Below are 6,373 nucleotides of genomic sequence, written 5' to 3'. Positions count from 1 at the left end.
CATCGACGGCAAGAAGAAGCTGGCCCTCTTCGCCCAGATCGAGCCGCTGCCCGACCTGGTCGCGATGACGACGAAGAACAAGCAGAAGGTCTACACCTCGATCGAGGTGAATCCGAAGTTCGCCGACACCGGCGAGGCCTACCTGGTGGGCCTGGGCGTGACCGACAGCCCGGCCAGCCTGGGCACCGACGTGCTCAGCTTCGCCGCGCAGAACCCGAAGGCCAATCCATTTGCCGCGCGCAAGCTCGACCCGGCCAACCTGTTCAGCGAGGCGATCGAGGTCACGCTGGAGTTCGAAGACGACACGCACGACGACGGCAAGGCATCGACCGCCCTCCAGAGCGTGAGGGACGCCATCGCCAAGTTCACCGGCCGCTTCAAGAAGCAAGACAGCGACGTCGGCGAACTGGTCGAAGCGGTCGGTGAACTGGCCGAGGCCTTCGGCACGCTGGCCGATCAGCATGGTGCGAACAGCAAGGCCACGGCCCGGCTCTCCAAGGACTTCGCCACCCTGCAAACCGCGCACACGGCGCTGCAGCAGAAGTTCGAAACCATCGACACCACCGACGCCGCGCAGCACGCGCACCGCCCCGCCGCCACCGGCGGCAACCCCAAGCTGCAGACCACTGACTGCTGAGCCGCACACGCATCCCCGGAGCCATCCATGCAAAACAACACCCGCCTCGTCTACAACCAGCTGCTGGACCGCCTCGGCGAACTCAACGGCGTGCCCAGCGCGCGCGAGCAGTTCGCGGTCGAGCCCAGCGTGCAGCAGACGCTGGAGACGAAGATCCAGGAGTCGAGCGAGTTCCTCGGCAAGGTCAACATCATCGGCGTCACCGAGATGAAGGGCGACAAGCTCGGCCTCGGCGTGAGCGGCCCGATCGCGAGCCGCACCAACACCGACGAGCGCGACCGTCAGCCGCGCTCGGTCGAGACGCTCGACGAACTGGGCTACGAGTGCAAGAAGACCAACTACGACACCTTCATCAAGTACGCCACGCTCGACGCCTGGGCCAAGTTCCGGGACTTCCAGACCCGGGTGCGCGATGTGATCGTCAAGCGCCAGGCGCTGGATCGCATGGTCATCGGCTTCAACGGCCTGCGCGCGGCCGCCAACACCGACCTGGTCGCCAACCCGCTGCTGCAGGACGTGAACATCGGTTGGCTCGAKCACATCCGCCAGGACGCCGCAGCGCGCGTGCTCGACTCGGGCGCCGCGGCGAACAAGATCACCGTCGGCGACGCCGGCGACTACAAGAACCTCGACGCCCTGGTCTACGACGCCTACCAGACGCTGCTCGACCCCTGGTTCCGCAACGATGGCGGCCTGGTCGCGATCGTCGGCCGCAACCTGATGCACGACAAGCTGTTCCCGCTGGTCAGCGAGCCCTCGGCGCCGACCGAAATGCTCGCCGCCGACATCGTGCGCAGCCAGCGCCGGCTGGGCGGCCTGCCGGGCATCACCGTGCCCTACTTCCCCGAGAACAAGGTGCTCATCACGCGCTACGACAACCTGTCGATCTACTGGCAGCAGTCGGCGCGCCGCCGCACCATCGTCGACAACGCCAAGCGCGACCGCATCGAGAACTACGAGTCGAGCAATGACGCCTACGTGGTCGAGGACTACGGCCTGTGCGCGCTGATCGAGAACATCGAGATCGCGGGCTGAGCGCCATGCGCCAGACCCCCGCCCAGCGCAGCCTCCAGCGCAAGCTCGCCACCCTCGCCTCGGCCTCCGCGGCGCCGGGCGGCGAGCTGCGAGGCAGCGCCTACGAACTCATGCTCGCGCAGCTGGCCGAGCACCGCCGCTCGCTCAAGGCCATCCAGTCCATCGAGCGCAAGATCGAGGCCAAGCGCCAGTTCCTGCCCGACTACGACGCCTGGATCGACGGCGCACTGACCGGCGGCCAAGGCGCCCAGGACCAGGTGCTCACCACCGTGCTGATCTGGCACATCGACGCCGGCAACTACCGCCGCGCGCTGGAGATCGCGCAGTACGCGGTGCAGCACGACCTGTCGCCGCCCGACCAGTACGACCGCAGCCTCGGCACCATCCTGATCGACGAGTTCGCCGCCGCGGCGCTCAACGGCCAGATGAACAACGCGGACGCGCGTGACCTGCTGCCCCAGGTGCTGCTCGGCACCCAGGACCTCGACGCGCCCGACCAGGCGCGCGCCAAGCTGCACAAGGCCATGGGCTACGCGCTGATCGGCAAGACCGGCCCGGCCGACGTGGACTTCGACGCCGTCGCGGTGAAGGACGCGCGCGTGGCGCTCGACCACCTGCAGCGCGCCCTTGCCCTGTTCGACCAGGTCGGCGTGAAGAAAGACATCGAGCGCCTGGAGCGCCGGCTGAAGAAGCCGGACCCGCCCCCGGCGCCGTAACCAGTCCGGACCCCGGAACCCCGGCGGCTCGGGCTGATTCCTGAAGGCCACCCGCCCCACGGATGACGCCCGACCACCGCCGACCTTCTTTTGGACCTTCGCCCGCCGCGAATCTCATGAGCTTTCTTGCCAATCCTCCCACCCCGGCACCGGCCGCCGAGAAGCCGCTGGCGAACGACGGCTGGTTCCCGGACATCGACCTCGTCGAGCTGCGCGCCACGGCGCGGCTCGACGGCACCGTCACCGCCGATCGCCTGCGCTACAGCGCGCTCGCGGCCATCACCAGCATCAACGACGAGTTGGCCGGCTACAAGGCGGCGCAGCAAGCCCTCGGCCACGCCACGCTGAATGAAGTGCCAGGCACACGCATCGCCGATCACCCCATCCAGGTCGTGCGCTACCAGCGCGCCGTCTACAGCTACGTGCAGGCCGACCTGGTCGAGCGCTACCGCGACTTCGACACCACCGGCGCCGGCGACAAGGCCGCCGACAAGCTCGAAGCCCGCGCCAACGACCTGCGCCGCGACGTGCGCTGGGCGATCTCCGACCTGCTCGGCATCCGCCGCACCACCGTGGAGCTGATCTGATGCAGGCGCGTGCGATGCAAGGCGACACGCTCGACCTGCTGTGCTGGCGCACGCTCGCCCGCACCGACATCGTCGAAGCCACCCTCGCCCTGAACCCCGGCCTGGCCGACCACGGCCCGGTGCTGCCCACCGGCCTGCTGGTGGAACTGGCCCCACCCGCCACCACCCACACCCGCTCCACCGTGAGCCTCTGGGACTGACATGCAAGACTGGGTCAAGAAACTCTTTGCCGAGCCCTCGACGCTCGGCATCATCGTGTCGAGCGCCGTGGTCGGCGTGGTCGCCGGCGTTGCGCAGGGCGTGGTCGAGAAGCGCCACGGCGGCTGGGGCGGCTTCGCCCGCGCCGTGCTCACCGGCACCGCGGTCGCGGTCATCGTCGGCCTGGGCATCGAGGACTTCATCGCCTCCGAGACGGCGCGGCTGGCGATCGTCGGCGCCTGCGCCGTGATCAGCGAAGACATCTGGGCCGGCCTGAAGGCGATGGGCAGCGCGATGCRCCGCGACCCGCTGGGCTTCGTGGCGCGAGTGATCGACGCCGTGCGCGGCCGCGGCCAGGCAACGCGCAAGCCCGACCCTGCAGAGCCACCGGCGAACGACGATCGAGGGCGGCCGTGATGAAGATGCTGGTCGAGTTCGACTTCCAGAACGCCGCACGCGAGCTGCGCTGCGCCGTCGCTGCGGTCAAGGCGGTGTGCGAGGTCGAGGCGCCCGAAGGCGGCTTCGACGCCGAAGGCCGTCCGCGCATCCTCTTCGAGGGCCACAAGTTCAGCGCCGCCACCGGCGGCCGTTACGACCGCTCGCACCCCACGCTGAGCTACCCGACCTGGACCCGGGCGCACTACGCCCGCGGCCCCACCGCGGATGCCCGCAACGCCGGCGAGCACCAGCGCCTGCAGGCGGCCACCTTCCTCGACCGCCCGGCGGCCCTGGCGTCGGCCAGCTGGGGCAAGTTCCAGATCCTGGGCGCCAACTTCAAGGCCTGCGGTTTCGCGTCGCTGCAGGAATTCATCAACGCGATGTATGCCAGCGAAAGTACGCAGCTCGACGCCTTCATTCGATTCGTGAAGCACGAGCAGCTCGACGACGAAATGCGCGAGCTGCGCTGGGCCGACTTCGCGCGCCGCTACAACGGACCGCGCTACGCCGAGAACAACTACCACGGCAAGCTCGCGGCGGCCTACCGGAGGCATGCGTGAGCTGGGCCGCCATCGCCAGGCGCAGCTTGCCCGCGCTGCTCTGGGTTGCGCTCGCCATCGGCTGGACCGCGGCCACGTACCGCTTCGGCAGCCAGGCCGGCCGCGCCGGGGTGCAGGCCGCCTGGCAGGCCGAGCGCACCGACAACGCCCGCGCGGTCGCGAATGCGATCGAACGCCAGCTCGACGCCGAGCGCGCGCTGGGCGTCGAGCTCGGCAGCCGGGATCTTCAGCACCGAAAGGAACTCGCCGATGTGCAAAGGAAGCACGATGACTTTGTGGATGGCGTGCGCAGTGGCGCTATCCGGGTGTCAATCCCCGTCCGCACCCCCGCCTGCCGCCCCGCGGGCGATGCAGCTGCCGCCGCTGCCGGCCCACCTGCAGAAGCGCGAGCCGAACTTGAGCCAGCGGCTGCAGCAGCTCTTGCAGCCATCGCCCGCGACGGCGACAGCGCCATCGTCGACCTCAACGCCTGCATCGACCGCTACAACGACGTCCGCGCCGCCGCCCGCGCCCTGAGCGATGCGCAAACCCCATAGCCTGCGCGCGCACCTGACGGCCGCCTCGCCCGAGCTGCAGCGCGAGCCCGACAAGCTCGCCATCTACGTGCGCGAGGGCCGCCTGGTCGCGGCCGGCGCCGCGACACTCTCCTTCGAGTACCGCTACACGCTCACCGCCGTGCTGCTGGACTACGCGGGCCCCGCCGACGCGATCATGGTGCCGCTGCTGGCCTGGCTGCGCGACCATCAGATCGAGATCCTGGAGAACCCGACGCTGCGCGACAAGAGCGTGCGCTTCGAGGTGGAGTACCTCAACAAGGAAACCGTCGATATCCAGATCGAGATCGACCTGACCGAGGCCGTCGTCGTTGCGCCTGGCGTCGAGACATGACAGGCGGCGATCCACTGATCGCGCTGGAGGACTGGGTCGCGCCCTTGATCGCCCGGCTCGCGCCGGCCGAGCGCCGGGCGCTCGCCCGCAAGGTCGGACAGGACCTCCGACGCAGCCAGGCCGCGCGCATCGCCAGCCAGCGCAACCCGGACGGGAGCGCCTATGCGCCACGCAAGGCCGGCAAGGCGCGGCAGCTGCAGGGGCGCATTCGGCGCGGGATGTTCGCCAGGATGAGGACCGCGAAGCATCTGCGGCTGCAGACGGACGAGCAGGCGGCGAGCATTGGCTTTGTGGGTCGCACGGCGCGCATCGCGCGGGTGCACCAGGAAGGTCTGCGCGACGAGGTCGAGGCCGGGGGACCGACCTACGCGTATCCATTGCGAGCGCTGCTGGGCCTGGCCGATGTGGATCGGGAGCGGATCAAGTACCTGCTTCTGGAACACCTTATGGAAGATCGTTAGGCAGGTCCATCGCTTGGCGCCGAGCGAACTGATCGACCTTCAGCGATGCGACGATGCAGTCACTCGATGTGCATTGGCCTCATGCCGATCCAACTCTTTATCCGTGCTGCATCCCGGCTGCCAGTCCTCGGATTCCTAAGTTAACTTCCGCACCATAGAAGCACACCGCCCCGAGGCGACCACCTCCTTCCCGAAACATCGGTTAAATTGATCGGTCGTAGAAATTAGATACTGAGGCGGGGGTCCTTTCGAGTCAGTCGGATCCCTTCGCCCTGTATCGCGTGAGCCACCAATCTGACGAGGAGCTATGAAATACGTCCCAAGAGGAGATGTTAAAGAGCCTGAGACGCTATCGACCCCTGCTGTCCAGGATGCAATCTCCGAGTTGCAAGCCCATTTCAAACTGCCAAATGACCTGCGTCTTACCCGTAGGCCACCATTGCACTACGACCTGTGGTTCAACCGCCCAGTAGAGCAGCACCTGAGAACACTGTTTCACAACAAATGTGCCTACTGTGAGACCTCGATTCCAAGCGAGATTTCTGACATCGTGCAACACCATCGGCCGCTCATGAATGCCAGAGGCGGCCACGGCACACAAGGCATGCCCAGTGCGGATCACTACGCATGGTATGCCTATGAATGGCGCAATCTCCTGCCAGTGTGCTTACCGTGCTCTCGCTCAAAGAGCAACCACTTTCCCACGAGAAAGAAGCGCGTTACCCCGTTCACTCCTTGGCAAGATGCCAACAAGACGGAGGCCCCGTTTCTGCTTGATCCCTGCGAAGACCACGGATTTCGCCATCTGACCTTCCGCTCCAACGGATACTGCGATGGTCTCACACCGCAAGGC

11 protein-coding genes are annotated in these 6,373 nt (G+C 67.4%); all 11 read left to right on the top strand.

Annotated elements, in window-relative coordinates; translation table 11 throughout:
- The coding region (locus AC1D2K_RS27560) for a GPO family capsid scaffolding protein (RefSeq protein ID WP_478092652.1) at positions 1 to 637 on the top strand (637 nt) is incomplete at its 5' end.
- A gap of 27 nt (positions 638 to 664) precedes the next feature.
- Positions 665 to 1,672 carry a phage major capsid protein, P2 family gene (locus AC1D2K_RS27555; protein ID WP_478092650.1) on the top strand — a complete coding sequence of 336 codons (1,008 nt, stop codon included), beginning with the start codon at positions 665 to 667 and terminating at the stop codon, positions 1,670 to 1,672.
- 5 nt (positions 1,673 to 1,677) lie between these two features.
- Positions 1,678 to 2,388, top strand: a complete 711-nt coding sequence (gpM, locus tag AC1D2K_RS27550; RefSeq protein ID WP_478092648.1) for a phage terminase small subunit — start codon at positions 1,678 to 1,680, stop codon at positions 2,386 to 2,388.
- Between the two features lie 116 nt (positions 2,389 to 2,504).
- Entirely contained in the window at positions 2,505 to 2,975 is a 471-nt protein-coding gene (locus AC1D2K_RS27545) for a head completion/stabilization protein (protein ID WP_478092646.1), read from the top strand.
- Positions 2,975 to 3,175, top strand: a complete 201-nt coding sequence (locus tag AC1D2K_RS27540; RefSeq protein ID WP_478092645.1) for a tail protein X — start codon at positions 2,975 to 2,977, stop codon at positions 3,173 to 3,175. Before AC1D2K_RS27545 ends, AC1D2K_RS27540 begins: the two co-directional genes overlap by 1 nt.
- Position 3,176: 1 nt before the next feature.
- Entirely contained in the window at positions 3,177 to 3,590 is a 414-nt protein-coding gene (locus tag AC1D2K_RS27535) for a hypothetical protein (RefSeq protein ID WP_478092643.1), read from the top strand.
- On the top strand, positions 3,590 to 4,171 hold the full coding sequence (locus tag AC1D2K_RS27530) for an N-acetylmuramidase family protein (RefSeq protein WP_478092654.1): 582 nt from the start codon (positions 3,590 to 3,592) through the stop codon (positions 4,169 to 4,171). The genes AC1D2K_RS27535 and AC1D2K_RS27530 overlap by 1 nt, the downstream gene beginning before the upstream one ends.
- Positions 4,168 to 4,707, top strand: coding sequence for a lysis system i-spanin subunit Rz (locus AC1D2K_RS27525; RefSeq protein WP_478092641.1), 540 nt, complete (start codon positions 4,168 to 4,170; stop codon positions 4,705 to 4,707). The genes AC1D2K_RS27530 and AC1D2K_RS27525 overlap by 4 nt, the downstream gene beginning before the upstream one ends.
- Entirely contained in the window at positions 4,691 to 5,059 is a 369-nt protein-coding gene (locus AC1D2K_RS27520) for a phage tail protein (RefSeq protein WP_478092639.1), read from the top strand. The genes AC1D2K_RS27525 and AC1D2K_RS27520 overlap by 17 nt, the downstream gene beginning before the upstream one ends.
- Positions 5,056 to 5,520 carry a phage virion morphogenesis protein gene (locus tag AC1D2K_RS27515; RefSeq protein WP_478092637.1) on the top strand — a complete coding sequence of 155 codons (465 nt, stop codon included), beginning with the start codon at positions 5,056 to 5,058 and terminating at the stop codon, positions 5,518 to 5,520. The genes AC1D2K_RS27520 and AC1D2K_RS27515 overlap by 4 nt, the downstream gene beginning before the upstream one ends.
- A gap of 307 nt (positions 5,521 to 5,827) precedes the next feature.
- On the top strand, positions 5,828 to 6,373 hold a 546-nt coding region (locus tag AC1D2K_RS27510), incomplete at its 3' end, for an HNH endonuclease family protein (RefSeq protein WP_478092635.1).

The sequence above is a fragment of the Variovorax sp. P1_H12_2 genome, assembly GCF_056405335.1.
Note: the sequence above shows the minus strand (reverse complement) of the source record. Positions and strands in the feature narration are given on the sequence as shown.

Coding starts and splice junctions, on each gene's coding strand:
- AC1D2K_RS27530 (WP_478092654.1), top strand. CDS start 3,590: ATGAAGATGCTGGTCGAGTTCGACTTCCAGAACGCCGCACGCGAGCTG.
- AC1D2K_RS27540 (WP_478092645.1), top strand. CDS start 2,975: ATGCAGGCGCGTGCGATGCAAGGCGACACGCTCGACCTGCTGTGCTGG.
- AC1D2K_RS27515 (WP_478092637.1), top strand. CDS start 5,056: ATGACAGGCGGCGATCCACTGATCGCGCTGGAGGACTGGGTCGCGCCC.
- gpM (WP_478092648.1), top strand. CDS start 1,678: ATGCGCCAGACCCCCGCCCAGCGCAGCCTCCAGCGCAAGCTCGCCACC.
- AC1D2K_RS27545 (WP_478092646.1), top strand. CDS start 2,505: ATGAGCTTTCTTGCCAATCCTCCCACCCCGGCACCGGCCGCCGAGAAG.
- AC1D2K_RS27520 (WP_478092639.1), top strand. CDS start 4,691: ATGCGCAAACCCCATAGCCTGCGCGCGCACCTGACGGCCGCCTCGCCC.